We start from the raw sequence: 16809 nt of genomic DNA, 5'->3' as shown, positions 1-16809 counted from the left end.
TCGCGGCCAGCGCCCGGGCGGGCGCTGGCCGCTTTCCCTCTTCTCTCATTGGATACCCATCATGCAACGCAACCTGATTACCGTCCCCCTGTCCTGCCTTGTCGATTCCGACGCCAACGTGCGCACCGGCGAACTGCCGAACATCCCGGCGCTTGCCGCGACTATCCGCGTGCATGGCCTCATGCACCCGCTGGTCGTCACCGAAGTCAAAAAGGGCCGCAAGACCTGCTATCCCGTCGCCGCAGGGCGTCGGCGCCGCGCCGCTCTGGAACTGCTGCGCGATCAAGGCGCGATCGATGCCGATCATGAAGTGCTGTGCCTGCTGGCGGAGAGCGAAGCGGAGGCACTGGAACTGTCCACGGCGGAGAACATCGAGCGCGAAGACATGCACCCCGCCGACGAATATGAAGCCTTCCGCAGGATGGTGGACGCCGGCACCAGCATCGAGGACGTGGCAGCGCGCTACGGCGTCACGCCCGCTGTCGTGGAGCGGCGCCTGAAGCTGGCCAAGGTGTCGCCCGCGCTGATCGCCGCCTATCGCGCTGACGATATGTCGCTTGAACAACTGATGGCTATGACCGTCACGGACGATCACGCGGCGCAAGAACAGGTGTGGAAGTTTCAGCCTCACCATGAGCGCACGCCGGAAAAGCTGCGCCGCGCGCTGCTCGGACAGGACACCGTGCGCTCGGACAGCCCCCTCGCCGCCTATGTCGGCAAGGATGCCTATCTCGCTGCGGGTGGGCGCATGCAGGTGGACTTGTTCCAGTCCGCTGCCTACTGGCTTGACGGTGCGCTCGTGCGGGATATGGCGCTGGGCAAGATGGGCGCAGAGGCCGAGGCGATCCGCACCGCCGAGGGCTGGGCATGGGCGCTGGCGCTGCTGAATCCGAGCTACAGCGATATGGACGCTTTCGGCCACGCTCCGACAACCCTGCGCGAACCGACCAAGAAGGAAGCCGCCGCGATCAAGAAGCTGGATACCCGCAAAGCCAAGATCGAGCGCGACATGGGCAGCATGGAGGAACGAGGCGAGGAAGAATCCGAGGCGTATGCGGCGCTGTCTGACGAGTGGGACAAGATCGAAAGCGAATTGAGCGACCTGAGCGACCAGATGCAGGTCGTGGCCGACAAGAGTCTTGCGGGCGTTGTCGTTCTCTTCCAGCACAACACCGTCAAGATTCTGCGCGGCGCGATCAAGCCGGAAGACCGCAAGGCCGCTGCCAAGATCGAGCGCGCCGCCACGCGCGCCGCATCCGGTGACGGTGACGGCACCGACGCTGCACCCGCACCCACCCTTTCAGAAAAGCTCACCCGCGCCCTGACCGCACAACGCACCACGGCCCTGCAGGCGGTGCTGATCGAGCGCACCGATGTTGCGCTCGCCACGCTCGCTTATGGGCTGGTTTCGTCGCTGTGGTCGGAACGCTATTGGCGTGCCAACGCGGTCGGCGTGCGCACCACCGACATGCGCTACACCGTCACACAGGCTGATGCCAGCATCGAAACCTCGCGCGCGTGGCAGCAGATCGAGGCCGCAAGCGAAGCTTGGAAGACCCGCCTGCCGGAAGAACTCGATGCGCTGTGGCCGGTGCTTCTGGCGATGCCGCGCGACGAACTGCTGTCGCTGCTGGCCTTCTGCACTGCCGTGACAGTGAACGGCATCCAGCCGCGCGCGGGCGAGCACGAAACCGATGTGATCGCGCAATCCGTCGCGCTCGACATGGCCGACTGGTGGGAAGCCACCACCGAGAGCTACTTGTCGCACGTGCCCAAGGCACAAGTGCTGGCCGCAGTCACGGAAGGCGTCGGTGCCGCCGAGGCGGCACCGCTCGCCGCGATGAAGAAGGGGCAAATGGTGGAGGCCGCCGCGCGCGCGCTCGCGGGCAAGCGCTGGCTGCCCTCCGTCCTGCAAGCCAGCGCTACGCCTTAGAAAAAGACGGCCCCGCCCGCTCGCGCGGGCAACCCGACAAAGGTGGTCCGAGCCGAGGGCTCGGACCACGCAAGCCACAATCTATTGAAGACCAATCATGACCAAGACCACCGCAGCCAAGTCCGACAAAAACGAACTGATCCGCCACGCCATCACAGCATGCGGCTACCTCGTGCGCTGGGGTTCCCGGCTGACCTTGCCCGAGTTTGCCGCAGCGATCCGCCGCCACTCGACGGACCAACGCGCCGAAGCCGTGGCCGCCGCGCTGGAGTCGGCCACGGGCTTTGTGGCCCGAGACTGGCGCGGCTTGCGCGCGAACTGGCAATGCTGAACGTCTCTGGCCCCGGCCAGCGTGCCGGGGCTGTCATCTGCCCCATCACCGCAGGGAAACACCATGCTCAAGTCCCAAGACGATGCTACCCGCGCAATCAACCTCGCCGCGCGAAACCTGGAAACCACGACGGCGGCCATGCAAAGCAGCGCCGCACTGTGCCTGCTCGATGCGCGCGACCTGATGGCGCGCGGCAACCATGACCAGGCTGTGTGCCGTGCGCGCGATTCGCTCGCGTACAGCGTCGGCATTTTTCATCCCGACTACAAGACCGCAGCCACGATCTAGCGAGACCCATCATGAGCGACTTGGTAAAGAGCGTCAGCATCGCCAATCTGGCGAGCCAGCGCGCGGCAGTGGTGGAACGTGTGCGCCAAGCGCTGGACCTGCTGGGCGAGGCCCAGAAGCTGGCCAGCGGCGCGCATATCGGCTTTCCGCGCCTCGTCATTGACAACAGCTATTCGAGGCGCGGCACCGTGTGCGTGACGGGCGACTACGCGAAGCGTGACGAGGCGGAAACCTGCATCCTGCACACCATCGACGCCGAGGGCTGGAATTACCTGCTTCAGGAGTCCGGGCTGCGCACCTTGATGGATGCCACGGCCCGCGATACGTGGGCAAAACAGATTGCCGAGGGCGAGGTGCCTGAACTGACCGCCGCCAACATCGAGGCGACGTTCGGTCAACTCTACGAGGCGCGCGGCGACATGTTCGAGCGCGGCGTCCTGCAATGCTTCCGCCGACTTTCTTGGGACTACAAAACCAATCAGCCATTCAAGTTCGGCAAGCGGGTCATCGTGACGGGCCTGATGACAGGCGGCTATGCAGGCAGCCGCGCGACGAACGAACTGGACGATCTGATGCGCGTCTTCCACGTGCTCGACGGCCAGCCCGAAGCGGACCACAGGAACGGCATGCACGCGCTGATTTCCGGCGCGCGGCACGAAAGGCGCAGAGAAGCCGAAAACGCCTATCTGCATTTGCGCTGGTTCAAGAACGGGAACGGGCATGCCACGTTCAAGCGGCCCGATCTGGTGGACAAGCTCAATCTCATCTTGGCCAAGCACTACCCGGCCGCGCTCGCGGCCGAGCGGAGGCGGTGATGGGCTTTGCGCTCGATTTCGTATGTCCCTTTGAAACGCGACCGCCCGAGGTGCCGCCGTAGGATCAGGCAGCCGTCATGCCTGGATCGCGCGGCCGCCCAGCTGAGACGCCGGCGGCCGCCGGCGCCCCAGCTCGTGGCACCTGCGGTGCCCCAACCCGGCGCCTCCGCCTTGCGGCCGCGCCGGGCGTGCGGCGCCAGGCCAAAACAAAGGGCGGGAACCTTTCGGTTCCCGCCCTTTGTTCGTTCATATTCCAGGAAGACGCTAGAAGCCATCGCCGTTGCCAGCCGCACTATCGCGCAACTGGCGTGCGGAACGGGATATTTCTGACGGTGGCCACCAGGTGCGGCCATGGCAGAGACAGAGGCGCGCGGCTCGCCCGGTTCAGCGCCGGCTGTGCCGGCACCGAACCATGCGCACCGCCGGCGGCGCCGCGCACCAGGTGCATGCGCACCTGGCGAGCCGCCTGGTTGCTATGCCGCCATCGTCGTGTCTTCCTCCGGCTTTTTCCACGATGCGACACTGTTGTCAATTTGCGTGTGGCAGGTGTACAGCTTGGAAGCAATCCGGCCTGGCATGTAAGCAATGGCGATGCGCTCAGGCAGATTCAGCAACGTGTTGCGCGAAACGACCGGCTGTTCCTCCTTGCCAACCGTCCGATTCGCTTCCCACTGCTCGCCCCCGTGTTTGTTCGCCTTCGTCTGCTCGCGTTGCACCACATTGAGCCATTGCCCCGCCGACAGGTTTTCCGCCCACTCGGCAGTGCGCTCGTCAGCAGCGCGGTAAACGAACTTGATCGGCGTGTTGACCTCGAATTCCCGTGCCAGCGCCTTACCATCGAGCCGCTTGTCGTCCGGTGCTTCCAGGTTCGCAATCGACTGCGCGGCCAGCAGCATGTTGCACTGGTGCTGTCGGATCGTGGCCAGCGCCTCATTGATTTCCGCGCAGGCCAGGAACTTCAGCTCGTCAATGCCGAGCACAACGTGCGCCGGCCGCGTTGCATCGAGCCGCTTAATTTCCGTCACCAGCTCCGATATGTATGCCTTGGTCGCGGCCTTAATCACCGGGTCGGCCAGGTCACCACGCACATACACAATCGCGTTGTTCATCAGGCACTGTTCGATCGAATGGCCTTTGCGCTTCACGGACTGTGAGAACGTGTCGACACGCGACCATTCACGCAAGGAATCGCGCAAGGTCGACAGGTTGTCGCGCCCTGTTTCGGCGTTCTTTTTCACGTATTCCAACAGCGATTTGATCGTGCCGTCAGTGCCTTCGAGCGCGTCATCGAGCAGCCCGCGCTCCTTCGCCTTGTGCACATCGGCGTCCGTGCCGAAAGATTCCAGGTTGAACGCGCGCACGATGCGCGTGCGTCGTTGGCGGAATGCGCCGCCCAGGAACGGATGCCAAACGCCACGCCCTTCCGGATTCAAATCGAGATAGACGAAGCGGCGGCCGGCCGCCTTCGCTTCGTTCTGCAGCAGGTAGGGCAGCCAGTTGTCGCCCTTCGGATCGACGTAAAAAATGCCGAAACCAAACCGGATGCACTGCTTGAAGATGCTCTGCAGCACGATGCCCTTGCCATAGTTCGTCGGGCCGAGGATGGCGTGGTGCGTCGTGCGGAACCTGTCCAAATCGAAGTAAATCGGCTGGCCATCATCGTCCAAGCCGTAGAAGATTTTGCCGTCGACAAAGTAATCTTCCGGCTTGAACTCCTTCGCCTTGAGCGTGGCGACTTCCTCCCGTGCATCGACCAACTTGTCAGTCTCCTGCTCGATGCGAAGCGATCGCCAATACTTTGAAAGCACTGGAACAGCGTAGCGGTCCCACAGGAAACGCAGCGCCAGGCCAACCACGAACGCTCCCGCGACCATCATCCAGTAGCGGCCCAGACGATCAGCGCCCCACTCCAGGAACACGCTAGACGCTTGCCCAGAAGACGTGTCAGCCGAGAGAACGAAGCTGCAATACACCAACAACGGTATCGCCAAGATGCCCCAAAGCGCGGTGTATGCCGCCGCTTTGCGGACCCACAACACAAGATGAGCGACGAATGAGTCCTCGTCGTCCTTCAATGTCCACGGCACGGGATGCAGCAGTCCGACCGTGGCCAACGCCACGGCGAGCACGACCCAATACCACGGACTCGACCACGCCAGCAGGGCCATGATTGCCTTGCCGACCCATGCGTGCATTCCAAGGTGTCCGAGCATACGTCTACCTCATCTTGTTAGAAAACGGTGAAACCAGAGGGGGAAATCCCCCTCTGGTTTAGGCCAGTCAACTGCAAATAGAGCACAGCAGATCCGCCATAGGGCATCACCACTGGACCGGGTAGATAACGGTCTACGGCCGTACTGCAAGACGATGGTTTCCCACACCATCGACCCTGACGCGGGCTTGTGGCCCGTTTGACAACTGACTCTCCAGGTCAACGCCCGGATTGCCACAGCGAGCACGACGCGGTAGCGCCGGACCACTGTTTGCCGACAGCGAAAACATCGCTGCCATTCCCACCGGCCTGATTGCTGCCGGGTTGACTTTTCGGCGCCGAGGCGCCCACTGCTGTACTGCAATCAGTCCATACGGCGGGACTGATTTGACCGCTGATCCAACCGCGATCAGCGTGCCGAGACAGCCATGGTGGACTGTCGTTTTTGCTGCCACCGGCCCCATACGGGCGACCGAACTGCCTGCCGATCCAACTGCTATCGGTTTGACTCCAGCTCACTGCGCTGGCTTGCAGACTGACGCCGGCACCGCTAGGCGGTGCCGTTGCCGATGCCGGGTATCCGCCCGGCCGGGTGTTGGCAATTGCCATCTTCGTAGCTCCTTTTTCAAGGGTTCAATTACACGTTGGAGGACACCGAATTACCCATTCGGTCCGGGCGCGGGTACCAGCCGCGCCCGTTCCAACAACCACCGCGGGAACCACCCCGCTAACTTCACACTTGCGTACGCCGCAGTCTTTCGGACAGGCTTGCGCCTGCTGTTTGCGCTTCAGACGAATCGCGACAAACAGCTACGTGGCTTGCGCCACGCGGCCCTACTCAACCACTCTCCCTCGCATAGCCACCGGGTTACCAGCCCGGTTATGGCCTTAGCGATTCCCACGTTAGTGCAACGCTACTGACGCCAAACTGCGCGCCAGGACTTCACGCCTGCGCCTCCAGCAACAACAGTGAGGTGTTCCCTCTCACCCATTAGGTTTTCAGCGGCCCGAGATTCCAAAGCGGCTCGCTTACCTGTTGTGCCTTCAACAGCTTCGTCTTCAGACAGGCTTGATGCCCCACCACATAGCGACCTCTTCGGCCGCATTTACACGCTTAAGCTATACAGCGACCCCACCAGCTTGCGCCGGTAGGTGCCGCGTGCGCCAGGTTTCCCCTTGCACGCCTGCGCCCTTTCGGAACGCCTCAGCAGCCTACGTGTGTGGCACAGGTTCTACGGTCTCCCGCAGCCCCTGGGCGGTGCTAACGACGGTGCAGACAGCCACCGTCTACCGCTTTCACGCTACACAGGAACTCAGCGCATTTCCTCGCTGAGCCCGTTTCCGTGTCGCCCAAACTCGCCCCTCCCGGGGATTGAGTCGAAGGACGGAGTTACACCGTCCAGCGCTCGTCGTAGTCGTACCAGCGCCATTACGCGCATACGACTTCGGCGTACTCGACGCAGGTGGTAAGCCCGCATCTAGAGCCTTACAGCTTCGTGTGAAGTGAGTGGAATTTTGGGGATGGTCAGCCCCCAAAACGTCGCGGTGGTCTGCCCCCAATCCGTGTAATTTCGCTCGCGCGCAATTACCACTTCGGGCGACCGGTCCTGTACTGCGTACTGCAAAGGGTTGGTCGCCCTCGTGCTGCGTTGCTGGCCGCTTGTGGCGGCCTCGGCAACGCAGGTGATGCTTGCGCGCGTGGGCCGCTTGTGGCGGTCAGCAATCACATTGTAGCGTGATATGTTGGCCGCACGCGCTTCGCGCGGAATCTCTTATAATCAGGTTGGAACGCGGTGCGTTCCAACTGACTGGATTCCTTTGCCTGGGTTGGATTTTTATTATGTTGGAATCGATCCGCCGGAATGGTCGTCAGACCGTTCCGGTGGATCGCTAGATAAGAGCGTGTACACGCTCTCTTTTTGTGCATGCGCCCGACAACTTTTTTGGTCATCCGATACAAGACGCTCCTAATGCAACGCCTGTTGGATTCTGTCCGGCATGGCTATTGCCATTACACGGCCGCACAAGTTCCGGCCGAGAAGGCATTGGCGTTCTGCCAAAAGTTCGCGGAACGCTATGAGGTCGCGCTGAACCGCGACCAACGCGCCTACCGCAAGCGGCTTGGCAAGGGCAATGCCCGGCTGATCCTTGCCGACCTGGCCAAGAACGGGACCCTGCACTGGTTCTTGCTCGTGTCCGATGGTGACCACCCGGCCAGGCAGATGGAGCCGCTACGCGATGCGCTGGAGTCGTCCACGCGCATCCGCGTGGACGACTACGAACTCCTGCGGCTGCCACGCGATCGGAATCATGGCGGCGGCGTCCGCCTGACTTGGCGGATGACCAACCAGCGCTTTGACACCTGGCGCGCTGCCGTCCGGCAACTCGCCCGCTCGCCGCGGGCGGAGCAAGAGGTGCAGGCGGTGATCCAATCGCTGTTCAAGACACCAGGCTTTGGCGCAACCCGCGTCCAGGTCGGCAAGTTGGTCGCTACTCTCGCCAGGGAGTGGGAGCGCGCCGGCCGAGATCCGGCCGCGCTCATCTTGCCGGCCGCCCTACCCTACGTTCGGCGTGTCGCCGACGACGATTACACCGTCATCGATTGGTTCAAGGACCAGGAGGAAATGAAGCATGGACAATCAGAAGCCGCATGACAACGACGCGCTCGTTGTACTTCCCCCGATTCACGATGGGGCGGCCGAGCCTGATACCGTCGTCTTTACTCGCGCTGAGTGGGAGGCCGACGACGAATCGGAGGCGTTTGGCGTGCGCAAGATTGTGCCCAAGGCCAAGGAGAAAACGCCTGGGGTCAAGGCGGTGCTGATCTTTCACGACAGCTTCCTGCGCGCCAAGCGGCGGATGAAGGAGTGCACCTTCATCCGGCCGGTCATCGATCTGCCGGAAATCGTCAGCGCCATGATCGACGTCTGCGACGCCGATCCTGCCGTCATGGAGAAGGTCGGAAAGAAGATGCTCGAACGCCGGGCGCAGCAACTGGCCGAATTGCAAAACGGAGTCAGGTTCGGTCCCAGCAGCGAGAAGCAATCCGGCTAGGCCGACAATCTATTGGGACATTTTCCGGGTTCCGGTCCGCTGCGCCCGACGTGGCCAGCGGCACGCTGGCCACGTCGATCTGGGTCTCGGCAGGGTTGTATTGGGACATTTTCCGTGTCGCCGGGGGCAACCCGGAAACTGCAGCAAGCCCTCGCTAACCTTCTGGCCGAACTACTGGGACAAGCCATTGGGACATTTTCCGGGTTGGGTGCAATCGGCAGTTGCCGCTGACCTGACGGTCAGCAGCAGCTGCCTCTCCGTTGCTGCGGAGGCCTATTGGGACATTTTCCGGGGTGGTTCGGGCGTGTGGATGCGTACGGCCGGCGTCGGCTCGCCGCCCTTGCTCCGACCGGGACACGGCTATTGGGACATTTTCCGGGTGAAGTCGGCGGCACCTGGGCCGCCGCCTGTCAGAAAAGCGCCCCTTGGGGCGAGACGCGAAACCGGAAGTCCAGCTTGACGACTTTGCGACCGGCCGTCTCGGGTTCCCATTCGATGTGCAGGCCGTTTTTCTCCCGCAGCTCCTTCACGGCCGGCTCGATGACGCGCCGGCGCAGATCCTTGAAGTTCTTGCGCTGGCTTTCGGACGCATCCATTGCCCGATGAAATTCCTCGATCGTCGGCGTGTATCGGCCGGTGGCCGCCCAGGACTTGAAGCACTCGAACAGGCGCCAGGCGTAGACCGAGCGCAGAGCGGCCGCCTGGCGCAGCTTGTAGGTCGTGAATTCCTGGCGCAAGCCGAACAGGTGCGGCACCACTTCCTGGAACCAGACCAGCTCGATCCAGCCCTCGCCCTTGTGATACTTCGCACTACCCACCCAGCGGAACTTGAATTCCTCCGGCCCTCTGCGGGTTTCCCGCACCGTGCGCACGTAGCGGTTGAACAGGCTGTCGCTAGCCCCCTGCAGCTGCTCGTATGCCGTGTTGGCATCCACGCCGAAGGCCTCGGCGTACTCGGCCGCAGAGAGCCGCACCCGCCAGGCGCCTTCCCTTCGCAGCTCGACAAACGGGATCGAGTCGTTCTTTGCGATGCACGCTGCAATTAACCGCTTTTCGGCAAGCGTCAGGCTGTGTGCTGCCCGCGTGAGCGCGTTGCTCATGGTGACGTTGCGCTCGGCCAGCGCCGGCTCGCTGTACGCGACCGGCTTGTCTTCCTCGACTAACATTGGGTCATCTTCCGGGGTATTGGGACACCAACAAACATAGCCCAATCAGCGTATTGGGTCAACAACTGTTGTGTGCCACCTGTGGATGGTGCCCGGAAAATGTCCCAATACGCCTGTGGACAGCACCCGGAAAAAGACCTAGAAACCCGGAAAATGACCACTTTGCGCCCGGAAAAAGGCCCAATAGACCCGGGAAAAGGCCCAACGAGGCCATTTTTCCCGCGTTAAATCAATGAGTTACGCCGCCTAAAACGATTTAAAAACGGTAAAACGTAAACCAAAAACACGCGTGCGAGGCTTGCCTGTGGATAACCGCTTCACCGCGGCCTTTAACCCCACCCGGGCGCTTCGCGCCCACCCGTGAGGGTTGTTCATCTACGCCCCGCACGCGGGGCTATCACGCGCGCAAGCGCGCTTGACTGCCCCGATCGCCAGCACAACCGCAGAGCCGGATTGCCCCGGCTACGCCGGGTCGGCGCTCTCCCCACGCCTTCGGCGGGGGTCCCCGGGCGCCTCAATCCGGGCGCGACGGCGCGCGCAAACACCTTTCCGCTCATCCAAAGCACGTTGCTGGCAGAGAGAGGGTCGGGTTGGCCACCGCGAGGGCTCTAGGACGCGTATACGGGCGCTCAGAGCGTTTTTTTCGGACTGGTTGACCCTCCGGGGTGTCCTGGATGGGTCGATGTGGTCCAAAAAAGCGCTCGGAGTGAAAAATATAGAGCGTGTACACGCACTCATCGCGATAATGGCGACACATTCCATCGGGAGGGGGAAGCTGATGCGCCATGCCAATCGTGAAGCCTGGTTGAACCATGTTGCGCGCCGCATGGCGCCAATGTTCGCAGCGCTCGATGCCCCGCTGCCTGGTCGGATTCGGATCGCCATCGGATTCACGTCGACAGGCCAGCGCGGTAAGCGGATTGGCGAGTGCTGGGACACCAGCTGCAGCGAAGATGCACACTTCGAGATCTTCATCCGGCCTGACCTGGTGGAGTCGGCCGACCTGATGCCCATGCAAGTCGCCGCGATCCTTGCGCACGAGCTCGTGCACGCCGCGGTCGGCCTCGATGCTGGCCACCGCAAGCCCTTTCGGGATGTTGCGGTCGGGATTGGCCTGAAGGGTCCGATGCGATCAACGACGGCCGGCCCGCGCTTTGAGGAAAGCGTCACGCCAATCCTGGACGACGCCGGGCCACTGCCGCATGCGCGCTTGCGGACCAGGCCAGACGCAGATAGCTCGGACGATGGCGAGGCGCCAGGGATCAAGACGACGGCGCCGAAGAAACAGACGCGGCGGCACATCAAGTGCAAGTGCGGCAGCTGCGGCTACACGGCCCGGACTTCTCGGAAGTGGCTAGATCTCGTCGGGGCGCCCCTCTGCCCCAAGCATGGCGCCATGGCCGTGTGCGCGCAGGACGATGGCCAGGACTAGCTCCGCGTAAAAACTCAACTCAGCGCATCAATGTGGTTGAGGCACTTAAAAACTTAACTCAAAAGAGTGACGCATCGGCGCAACTCATCAACTCAAATGAGTTGATAAAGTGATGCGTTACTCTTATACTTAACTCTGTTACTCAACTCAAATGAGGTGATGATGTGAGTATGATCGTGCTTGTGGCAGCAGAGAAGGGCGGTACGGGGAAGTCCACCATTGCCAGCAACATCGCCGTGCATCTGGTTCGCCAGAATGTCGATGTTGTCCTGGTCGATACCGATGGCCAAGCGACATGCGCTCGGTTTTCCGAACGACGCGACGAAGCCGGTATCGGCCCAGCGGTGCCGTGTATCCAGCGGACGGGCGATGTCGCGGCGACGCTGCGCGATTTATCGCGGCGCTACCAGGTGATTGTGGTAGATGCCGGCGGCCGCGATTCCCGCGAAATGCGGTCGGCAATGGCTGTTTCCAACCTGTTGCTGGTGCCTACCCGCGCCAGCCAGGCCGATCTGGAGACGCTGCCGAAGGTCAACGAGTTAGTCAGCTTGGCCCGAGGCCTGAATCCCGACCTGAAGGCCTTCGCGGTGCTGTCGATGGCGCCCTCCAATCCGACGATTCGAGAGGTGGACGACGCGCGCGAGGCGCTAAGCCAGTTCGATCAGCTCGAACTCGCGGACACCATCATCCGCGACCGAAAGGTCTACCGTGATGCGTTACTCAACGGAAATGGAGTGGTTGAGTTGAGTAATTCCCAGGCGTGCGCCGAGATCCAGCTGCTCGCCCAGGAATTCTTTGAGGTCGCCGCGTAGGCGTGAGTGTTTAAGTAACAACTCTTTTGAGTTACGCAAATGAGTAAATTCAAGATTGCCACCAAGAGTTCCGATGCCGGTAAGCCGGTGTCGAGGGACGAATTTGTCGGCGGCGCTGCGATGGTCCAGTCGCAGGTCGGAAACCGGCCCCTTAAGCCCGTGCGCGTGAACTTCGACCTGGACCCGGACGAACATCGGCGTTTGAAGATGCGAGCAGTTGAGGCGGGCATTTCCATCGCAGATCTCGTGCGTGGTCTGATCCGCAAGGAAATCAGTTAGCTGATGCGCAACTCAATGGCTTAACTCAATAACTCAACTCATGAGAAAGACATGGCCAAGATGACGGATGCTGAACGAGCCGCCCTGGAACGCCTGATCGCACACGCGATGCGCGACAGCGGGCAGAGCCGACGTGTCGCCGACTTTCTGTTGGCATGGTGGAACCCGGGCCAATGCGGTGGGTTCGATATCACCGTGGCCTGGGGGCTCGACGACGAGATCGTGGAAGACGTGGTGGTCGTGTTTGGCTATGCCGCACGGAACAACCACTATCCGGACACCTTGGGCTATGGCTCGCAATTTGAGGCCATTGTCAGGGAGTGGCGACCGGAACTGGTATCCGAAGAAGGTCAGTGATTCCCTGGGGAACGCCGGCAGCGCCGGCATAACGAAAAGAGGACAAGAAAATGGTTAAGGATCTCGGAATTCATCCGCCCAACACGCTCATTCTCGATAGCGTGACCTTCTGCGTGGACTTTTCTAAGGTTTCCATCGAAGGCGGTCACCCGATGGGACCTGTGTTCGCATATGGGGCGGCAAGAGCAGTCTTGTCTGCCAATGACGCAGAGCGGCTTGTTGCTGCTGGCGTCAAGGACAATCGCTAGATAGAGATGGGCCGGGCATCCTGGAGGATCAGGATTTGCGAGTGCCTGTCGAACCTCGCCAATGACAACCAGATGGATGGAGGATGAAATGTATGCCGTAATCGAAAAGTCGCTCGGTGGGCTGACGCTTCCGTACTACCTGCGCCACCTTTGCTTTGCCCTGATTTTCCCGCTCATGTTGCTCGCCCAGGTGAATCACCAGCCCGGCAGCGGTGGGATGTTCCTACTCGCCGTGGTAAACACCCTGCTATACCCGTATGCACGGTTCCTCTATGAACGAGTTTGGGGCTTCATCATGGGGGATACCAAGTTCATGCTGGGCGTTCTCTGGGTGTCGCTGGGGAAGCTAGCCACCATGATGGCGTGCTGGTGCTTGGCCGTTTTCCTGGCGCCCATCAGCCTTGTATACCTCTACTATCTGCGCGAACGAACAGTGCAACAGTGACCAGCTGCGTGCAAGAACCGGAAGAAGGGCTGAACAATGCCAGTAAAAAGATTGCCGCCAGTTCCTGCAGGCGTGTCGATGTACTTTTACATGAGATTCGCTGCAGGCGACGAGACGATCGGCGACGAGTGGTATCGGTTTAAGACGATGGCGGACATGCCACCTTGCTTGAAGCATGATTACCCGACACGTGATCTTGAATTTCGGGTTCCTCCGCTGTGCCACAGTTTTGAGATCGTCACCATAGATCTGCGCGCCGCCCTCGCAACGTTGCCGGACAACGAGCAGTTGAACCTCAATCCGGCGCGGTGGAGTCGTGTTCGGCGGGATTTAAGCGAAGGCTGGTGCTACACACCGTGGATGGGCGTGGAGCAGGGACGAGCAAGTCTGACGGACGGCCGCCACCGCATCGTTGCGATGATGAAATTTTTGGAGCTGGAGTACGCCGAGTTCGCTGTTCAACCCGAACACATTGCAACAGTGCGAGCGCAGGTCAAAACGCGCTGACGCGAGCCACTGTGTGAGTAATTGCGGAAGGGTCACGATGAAGAACCAAATTTTCGGACGAAAGGTCGGCTCTGGAAAAGACATGACTTGTCTAATCAGGGGTGACGGGGCATCGAGCGGCGGCAAGCCCGTCGACCCAGGTGTCATTGATGAGTTCGTCGTCGCGAACACGCGACGCGCGGTCAAACTGCTCCGAGAGAAGGGTGTGGAGGGTTACGTCCTGTTCGAGGGCGACCCGACACCATACGAATTCACGCCGGACGCAGATTTCGTCTATCCGGCTGTCATCGACTAGGAAAACATCGAACTGCGGGTGTACCTATCCACGGGGGGCCGGCAGGCCATTCAGACACCCACACATTGGAAAAAAACGATGGCGCGCGAGTGCCCCGCACGACCGGTAACCATAGAGGATTGATCGCATGAAATGGAGCGTAGAACAGATCGCAGTCCTGAAGGCAAGTATCACCGCCGGGGATAACGTGTACTTGCGCCTCAACGAGGGCGCTGCGCCGGAGAAAGTCGTCCGCATCGAGGAGGACGAGCTGGACGTGCGGGTGTACTTTGGAAGCGGCAGCACTTATGTGCGACTGAGCAATTTGCTCGATGACGACGACCTGCCCGCGCTGGATCGATTCTTCATCATGCACCCGCTGCCGTGGAAAACACAGGGAATAGGGCGCCCGAAAAATCTTCTTGCATCCTGCAAAAGTGCTCCATAGACTGGAACCTGTCTTTAGACGTCCTGCCATTCGTGGGTCGTCTAACGACGCTCCACGGATGGCCTCTTTTACCTTTGAAGGAGGTTCATCATGTTGAATGCAGCTACCAAGACCACTGCCGTCCTGTTCCCGGTTTCCGACGATCGCCGCACTGAAAATGGTCCGCTGTTCTCGGGCTCCATCAAGCTCGAAGATACGCAGATCCCGCTGGCAGCCTTCCTGAAGGATGCCGAGAGTGGTGAAAGTCAGTTCCTGGACCTGGCGGTGGGTGCAAGGGGGCAGCAGCACTTCTCGGGTCGGCTTTTCCGCAACACCGAGAAGAAGAACGCCAAGTCGCCCGATTACACGGGTTATCTGATCGTTCTGCCCATGACTCCCGACGTGAAGAATGAATACACGAAGGAAGAATGGGAAGCTGCTCCGCGACTGAAGGTGTACGGTCGTCGCGCGCGAAATGCGGACAATACGCCGCGTATTTCGCTCGACATCGCACCGCCCAAGTCCGATGCACCCGTTGGTGATAGCGAGCTCGCGTTTTAACACGTGGAGTTGGCTCTGTGCCGACGCAGCACCAAGCGAGAGGGTTTCCCCCTCTCGCTTTTTCATTTGCCGGCGTGCCGGCACAAGATGACTCTTCCGAACACCAGCGCGGCCAAAAAGCGAGCTTGCAGAGGGGAGGTCTGCCTGGTGCTGGTGGCCATGGGCACAACTTGGTGGTCATCCCCGCTGCTCGGTCCCGCGAGGCGCGCTGGCCGCGCGACAGTCTCCCAGATCCTCGCAACCCTCTCCATGTCCCCCAGGGGGACCCCTAGCGGCTCTAACCAGGCGCGGACACTCCCGACGCTAGACGCTGAACAGCTTGGCGACTTCGCGTTGGCGCCGGCGGGCGCCGGCCTTGTCGTAGATCGCCGAAGTCGCAGGCGAGGCGTGCCCCAGGTAGCTTTGCCTCACATCGAGCGGCACGCCGGCCTCGGCGCCCGCAGTGCCGAAAGCGTGCCGGAACGCATGGGGATGCAGATGGATTGCCTGGGCGCGTAGATCTGGGTCGGTTTGCTCCAGGTGCGCACGGAAAGCCTCGCCGGCGCGAGTGACCAGGTGGCGCAGCCCTCGGTCGCTGTAGCCGCGGCGGCCGTCGGCGGCCTTGGCCAGCGCACGCGGGCTGGTGCAGGGCTCGGCAGGTGCCAGCAGCGGGCCCTCTGCAGCGTGTTCGTCCCCCAGATCTCGCCAGTGCGCCACCAGGGCGTCATGTGCGCGGCGGCTGATTGGCACCATCCGCGTTTTGGTTCGCTTGCCGACGATGCGTAGCTCGCCCCACAGCGGGCCATCGCCGCCGGCGGGCCGCAGGCCCGATCGTTCGGCGCCGGCGGCCTCGAACACACGCATGCCGGAATCGTGCAACAGCAACACGGCGGCGCGGATGGTGCGCCAGCGCACGTCATCGGCGGCCTGCGCGTCTAGCCATGGCTGCAGCGCTTGCCAGACCGCCGGCGGCACCGCGCGCTCGATGTCGATATCGAGTGCAGCCACGCGCAGCGCTGGCATGCCGTCCCATGGGTTCGAGTCCAGATAGCGGCGGCCAACCAGCCACTCGCATAGGGCCGCCAGGACCTGCTCAGCATAGGCGCGGCTGCGCGTCGACAGCGGCCCTTGGAACGGCCGCCAGCCCGGCAGTGTGCGTGCGACCTGCGGCCCGCTCCAGCGTGGCCCGAAATCCTTCTGTGCCAAGAAGGCTCGGTACGCCAGGCAATCATCGGTCAGCAGATCGCTGAAGGCCTTGCCGCGCTCCAGGATGGCCCAGGCCAAGCAGCGTTCCGCTTCCTTGCGATACGCGCGCCAGGTGTGACCACCGGCTGGCCACAGCGACAACCAGGTCTGGATTGCCTGGTAGTCGTTGAGTGCGTCGATGCGGCAGCGGTTGATGTCGCCCCGGTTGATGCCGGCGCGGCCATCGAGGGCCGCCGGCAGGCGGATCGCTTCGAGCGGCACCGCGCGCCCGGCGTGCGGCACGAGCTCGGGCGAGGGGAGCGCGGCAGGCAACGATACGCCAGTGACGTGGGCGCCCAGGCGCCCTAGTGTCGCTTCAGCTGTAGCCAGGGTGCGCACAATGGTCGCCGCAGCGGCCGGGCCGATGCGTGGCACACGGCGCCACCAGGCTCGGCCCAGATCGTTGGCCAGCGTCATCAGCTCGCCCAGCGTGGCCACGCCGGC

At 62.0% G+C, this 16809-nt stretch carries 19 protein-coding genes; 16 read left to right on the top strand and 3 right to left on the bottom strand.

The genetic code is table 11. From position 1 onward, the window contains the following. Nucleotides 1-61 precede the first annotated feature (61 nt). The 4 genes from RP6297_RS22420 to RP6297_RS22405 all read left to right on the top strand — a co-directional run bounded on the left by RP6297_RS22420 (nucleotide 62) and on the right by RP6297_RS22405 (nucleotide 3367). Nucleotides 62-1933: a ParB/RepB/Spo0J family partition protein gene (locus RP6297_RS22420; protein WP_009242025.1), complete on the top strand. Its 1872-nt coding sequence runs from the start codon at nucleotides 62-64 to the stop codon at nucleotides 1931-1933. Between the two features lie 97 nt (nucleotides 1934-2030). Continuing rightward, nucleotides 2031-2264 (top strand): hypothetical protein, encoded by a 234-nt coding sequence (locus tag RP6297_RS22415; RefSeq protein ID WP_004636925.1) that lies wholly within the window; start codon nucleotides 2031-2033, stop codon nucleotides 2262-2264. A gap of 63 nt (nucleotides 2265-2327) precedes the next feature. Beyond that, nucleotides 2328-2552 (top strand): hypothetical protein, encoded by a 225-nt coding sequence (locus RP6297_RS22410; protein ID WP_004636923.1) that lies wholly within the window; start codon nucleotides 2328-2330, stop codon nucleotides 2550-2552. A gap of 11 nt (nucleotides 2553-2563) precedes the next feature. Continuing rightward, nucleotides 2564-3367: a DUF4942 domain-containing protein gene (locus tag RP6297_RS22405; protein WP_004636921.1), complete on the top strand. Its 804-nt coding sequence runs from the start codon at nucleotides 2564-2566 to the stop codon at nucleotides 3365-3367. Nucleotides 3368-3840: 473 nt separating this feature from the next. Here the strand turns inward: RP6297_RS22405 and RP6297_RS22400 are convergent, their stop codons facing one another. Beyond that, complete coding sequence (locus tag RP6297_RS22400) at nucleotides 3841-5535, bottom strand: type IV secretion system DNA-binding domain-containing protein (protein ID WP_223293336.1); 1695 nt, start codon at nucleotides 5533-5535, stop codon at nucleotides 3841-3843. Nucleotides 5536-7549: 2014 nt separating this feature from the next. Between RP6297_RS22400 and RP6297_RS22395 the strand changes: the two genes are divergently transcribed. Further along, complete coding sequence (locus tag RP6297_RS22395) at nucleotides 7550-8233, top strand: hypothetical protein (RefSeq protein ID WP_223293335.1); 684 nt, start codon at nucleotides 7550-7552, stop codon at nucleotides 8231-8233. Further along, nucleotides 8211-8633 carry a hypothetical protein gene (locus RP6297_RS22390; protein WP_009242022.1) on the top strand — a complete coding sequence of 141 codons (423 nt, stop codon included), beginning with the start codon at nucleotides 8211-8213 and terminating at the stop codon, nucleotides 8631-8633. The genes RP6297_RS22395 and RP6297_RS22390 overlap by 23 nt, the downstream gene beginning before the upstream one ends. Before the next feature lie 410 nt (nucleotides 8634-9043). Here the strand turns inward: RP6297_RS22390 and RP6297_RS22385 are convergent, their stop codons facing one another. Next, a complete protein-coding gene (locus RP6297_RS22385) occupies nucleotides 9044-9799 on the bottom strand; it encodes a replication initiation protein (RefSeq protein WP_009242021.1) in 756 nt (251 codons plus the stop codon). Nucleotides 9800-10577: 778 nt separating this feature from the next. Here RP6297_RS22385 and RP6297_RS22380 point away from each other — a divergent pair. From RP6297_RS22380 to RP6297_RS22335, 10 genes are all read left to right on the top strand, one after another. Further along, nucleotides 10578-11231: a hypothetical protein gene (locus RP6297_RS22380; protein ID WP_009242020.1), complete on the top strand. Its 654-nt coding sequence runs from the start codon at nucleotides 10578-10580 to the stop codon at nucleotides 11229-11231. A 170-nt stretch (nucleotides 11232-11401) separates the two neighbouring features. Next, nucleotides 11402-12043, top strand: coding sequence for a division plane positioning ATPase MipZ (locus RP6297_RS22375; RefSeq protein WP_004636905.1), 642 nt, complete (start codon nucleotides 11402-11404; stop codon nucleotides 12041-12043). A gap of 39 nt (nucleotides 12044-12082) precedes the next feature. Then, a complete protein-coding gene (locus tag RP6297_RS22370; protein WP_004636903.1) occupies nucleotides 12083-12322 on the top strand; it encodes a plasmid partition protein ParG in 240 nt (79 codons plus the stop codon). A 51-nt stretch (nucleotides 12323-12373) separates the two neighbouring features. Continuing rightward, nucleotides 12374-12679, top strand: a complete 306-nt coding sequence (locus tag RP6297_RS22365; protein ID WP_009242019.1) for a DUF7673 family protein — start codon at nucleotides 12374-12376, stop codon at nucleotides 12677-12679. A gap of 50 nt (nucleotides 12680-12729) precedes the next feature. Then, nucleotides 12730-12927: a hypothetical protein gene (locus RP6297_RS22360; protein ID WP_004636900.1), complete on the top strand. Its 198-nt coding sequence runs from the start codon at nucleotides 12730-12732 to the stop codon at nucleotides 12925-12927. Nucleotides 12928-13015: 88 nt separating this feature from the next. Next, nucleotides 13016-13372: a hypothetical protein gene (locus RP6297_RS22355; protein WP_009242018.1), complete on the top strand. Its 357-nt coding sequence runs from the start codon at nucleotides 13016-13018 to the stop codon at nucleotides 13370-13372. 78 nt (nucleotides 13373-13450) lie between these two features. Continuing rightward, complete coding sequence (locus tag RP6297_RS22350) at nucleotides 13451-13879, top strand: hypothetical protein (protein ID WP_009242017.1); 429 nt, start codon at nucleotides 13451-13453, stop codon at nucleotides 13877-13879. A gap of 82 nt (nucleotides 13880-13961) precedes the next feature. After that, nucleotides 13962-14174 carry a hypothetical protein gene (locus RP6297_RS22345; RefSeq protein ID WP_223293333.1) on the top strand — a complete coding sequence of 71 codons (213 nt, stop codon included), beginning with the start codon at nucleotides 13962-13964 and terminating at the stop codon, nucleotides 14172-14174. 127 nt (nucleotides 14175-14301) lie between these two features. Continuing rightward, nucleotides 14302-14601 carry a hypothetical protein gene (locus RP6297_RS22340; RefSeq protein ID WP_009242015.1) on the top strand — a complete coding sequence of 100 codons (300 nt, stop codon included), beginning with the start codon at nucleotides 14302-14304 and terminating at the stop codon, nucleotides 14599-14601. A 90-nt stretch (nucleotides 14602-14691) separates the two neighbouring features. Then, a complete protein-coding gene (locus RP6297_RS22335) occupies nucleotides 14692-15141 on the top strand; it encodes a hypothetical protein (protein ID WP_009242014.1) in 450 nt (149 codons plus the stop codon). A 303-nt stretch (nucleotides 15142-15444) separates the two neighbouring features. Here RP6297_RS22335 and RP6297_RS22330 read toward each other — a convergent pair whose 3' ends face one another. Continuing rightward, on the bottom strand, nucleotides 15445-16803 hold the full coding sequence (locus tag RP6297_RS22330; RefSeq protein ID WP_263046449.1) for a site-specific integrase: 1359 nt from the start codon (nucleotides 16801-16803) through the stop codon (nucleotides 15445-15447). Between the last annotated feature and the right edge of the window lie 6 nt (nucleotides 16804-16809).

The sequence above is a fragment of the Ralstonia pickettii genome, from assembly GCF_016466415.2.
Taxonomy (GTDB): domain Bacteria; phylum Pseudomonadota; class Gammaproteobacteria; order Burkholderiales; family Burkholderiaceae; genus Ralstonia; species Ralstonia pickettii.
This window is presented reverse-complemented; position numbering and strand designations above follow the sequence as displayed.